This window comes from Bradyrhizobium sp. P2_E8 (genome assembly GCF_056403875.1).
In genome coordinates, this window is sequence record NZ_JBFUES010000999.1 from 1 (window position 1) to 2,663 (window position 2,663).

Sequence of the window (2,663 nt, forward strand, 5' to 3'; positions counted from 1 at the left end):
GCCGTGATGACCTCGGTGCCGCCGTATCGCATCAAGGTGCCGCTGCTGCTCGGAGGGCCCGGCGCGAAGGAGCTGGAGCCGCTGCTGAACGCGATCGGCTTTGCCGCGAAGGTCGCCAGCGACAAGCTCGGTGTGTCCTCCGCGGTGAAGATGTGCCGCAGCATCATGATCAAGGGCCTCGAGGCCATGGTCATCGAGAGTTTCACCACCGCGCGCGCCTATGGCGTGGAGGATGCCGTGCTGGCCTCGCTTGCGGAAACCTTTCCCGCGATCAATTGGGAGAAGCAGGGGGCCTATTTCTTCCAGCGCGTGATCGAGCACGGCCGCCGCCGTGCGGAGGAGGTGCGCGAGGTCGCCGAGACGGTGCGCGAGGCGGGGCTGACCCCGTGGTCGGCGCAGGGCACTGCCGAGCGGCAGGCCTGGGTCGCCGATCTCGCCGATGAAGGGTTGTTCGGCATCAGGGGCACCGGGGAGTTTGCCCGCAGCGCCGACTGGCGCATCGAGGCCGACCGGATCCTGGCGAAGATCAATCGTACGAAGTAAGGCGACGCCGGCTCAGGACACTGCCGCGCGACAGGCCGTGAGTTCGTCGCGGGCGCGTTCGATCAATTCCATCAGGCTTTCGGCCTTGCGGACCAGCCGGTCGCTCGCAGGTTCAGTCCGGAATTCTGCGCGGATCGCCCGAATGCACTTGTCGGCGGTGTCGAGCGTCATGAGCGCACGTGTCAGGTCATCCTCAGTCTGGACATCAGCGAGAGCGAGGTCCGACAGGACGTGCCCGATGCCGTCGAGCCGCTTCACGGCGATCTCGCTGGGTGTTCTCGCTCGAACGGAATGGCTGCTGAATGCGCTGAACATGTCCATGCTTCCCCGTAGAATGCAGACTTCAGTGCAGGCCCTACTATGACCGGCACCGCGGGACTTGCAATGCGCGCACCTATCGGGAATCGGAGAGAATCTACTATCCGGGATTCTACCGTATTCGGAATTTGGGAAAGCTTGGCGGTAACATCGAACGGAAAGCGGCCGGTCGTCAGCCGGATTTCCCTACCATCCTGCCGTTCGCGGCGACGAGCCTGCCGTCCTTGTAGACGGAGCGCCCTTGCGGCACCGCGACGACGGCCTCGGGAACGTGTTCCGCATTCAGCGCCACGAAATCGGCCTTCGCGCCGATTCGCAGCCCGTAGCCTTCGAGCCGGAGTGCCTTTGCGCCCGATGCGGTGACGACGTCGAATGCGGCGCGCAGTTGCTCGTCGATGTTGAAGCCGGAGCGGTAGCCGAGCGTCGTGGCCCGGCGCAGCATGTCGCCGTCGCCATAGGGCCACCAGGAATCGCGAATGTTGTCGTTGCCGCTGAAGACGGTTACGCCGGCGTTGCGCAAGGCGAGGATCGGCGGAAACGGCCGCGCGCCCGGCGCGTTGGTCATGATCGCGACGCCGGAGCGGGCGAGAACATCGGCGATCTTCTTGAGGTAATCTGGCGAGATGTCGCCGAGCCCGTAGGCGTGACTGACGGCGACGCGTCCCTCCATGCCGAGCGCGCGCGTGCGCGCCGCGATCTGCTCGATCTCGAAGGCGCCCAATGTGCCCATGTCGTGCAGATGGATGTCGACATCGACGCCGTGCCTATTGGCGACGCCGAACACGACGTCGAGATGCCCTTCGACGTCGCGATCGAAGCTTGCGGGATCGAGCCCGCCGACGACGTTGGCGCCAAGGCGGATGGCCTCGTCGAGCAGCTGCGGCGTGCCCGGGCTCGACAGGATTCCGCTCTGGGGAAAGGCGACGAGCTGGATGTCGATCAGGCCCTTGTACTCCTCGCGCACGCGCAGGATCGTCTCGAGCGATTTCAGGCCGACCGAGCCGTCCACCATGACATGGCTGCGCATCTGCGTCGTGCCGTGCCCGATACAGAGATCGAGCTGGTTGCGCGCCCGCACGTCCATCGGCGCGGCCTCGGCCATATTCTCGGTCTGGAAGGCGACGCGTTCATGCACGTTGAACCCGTCGGTGCATGGCTTGTGCGGACGCCAGGCGTCGCCATAGAAACTTGTGTCGAGATGGATGTGACCCTCGACAAAGCCGGGAACGACGAGGGCATCCTTGAGATCGATCGTCTCGGCACCGGCGGGTGGCTGGTCAACCGACGTGATCGCGGCGATACGGCCATCCTTGACCGCGATGTGATGTCGGGCGCCGCCGTCGAAGCGTGCGTTGAGGAAGAGTGTGTCGAAGGCCATCCGGTTCCTCCGTTGGACGATTTGGCGCCGCTCAGCTCCGTGGTGGAAACAGCGTGGGCCGTTGCCGCGCAAAAGTTTGCCGGCCAGCCTTGAAGCCCATCATGACATCGGGCAACTCGGCGATGGCGAAGCGGCTGTCTTGCGTATCGAGCACGATGAGATCGGCGGGATTACCGACCTTGATGCCGTAATCGCCGAGGTTCATCAGCTGTGCCGGCAGTTCGGTCACGAGATCGAGGCAAATGTCGAAGTCGCTCRCGGAGGCATGGGCGACGTTGGCGTAGAAATTCGCCATCCGCAGCAGCGAGGCGTCGCCGAACGGCGTGAAGGGATTGAGCACGTTGTTGGTCGCGACCGAGCACAGCACGCCGTCGCCCGCGAGCTTGTGGGCGAGCGTCAACCCGCGCGGCGCGTTGTGGGTGGC

Annotated in this window: 4 protein-coding genes; 1 reads left to right on the forward strand and 3 read right to left on the reverse strand. The window is 64.9% G+C overall.

Annotated elements, in window-relative coordinates; all coding sequences use genetic code 11:
- The coding region (locus AC1D00_RS35675) for a DUF1932 domain-containing protein (RefSeq protein ID WP_477013900.1) at positions 1–543 on the forward strand (543 nt) is incomplete at its 5' end.
- Between the two features lie 12 nt (positions 544–555).
- Here AC1D00_RS35675 and AC1D00_RS35680 read toward each other — a convergent pair.
- The 3 genes from AC1D00_RS35680 to AC1D00_RS35690 all read right to left on the reverse strand — a co-directional run.
- The gene (locus AC1D00_RS35680; RefSeq protein WP_477013903.1) at positions 556–858 is read right to left on the reverse strand and encodes a hypothetical protein; all 303 of its coding nucleotides are present in this window, start codon (positions 856–858) and stop codon (positions 556–558) included.
- 175 nt (positions 859–1,033) lie between these two features.
- A complete protein-coding gene (locus tag AC1D00_RS35685; protein WP_477013901.1) occupies positions 1,034–2,239 on the reverse strand; it encodes an amidohydrolase family protein in 1,206 nt (401 codons plus the stop codon).
- A gap of 31 nt (positions 2,240–2,270) precedes the next feature.
- Positions 2,271–2,663: amidohydrolase family protein (locus tag AC1D00_RS35690; protein WP_477013902.1), on the reverse strand; the 393-nt coding region annotated here is incomplete at its 5' end.

Coding starts and splice junctions, on each gene's coding strand:
- AC1D00_RS35685 (WP_477013901.1), bottom strand. CDS start 2,239: ATGGCCTTCGACACACTCTTCCTCAACGCACGCTTCGACGGCGGCGCC.
- AC1D00_RS35680 (WP_477013903.1), bottom strand. CDS start 858: ATGTTCAGCGCATTCAGCAGCCATTCCGTTCGAGCGAGAACACCCAGC.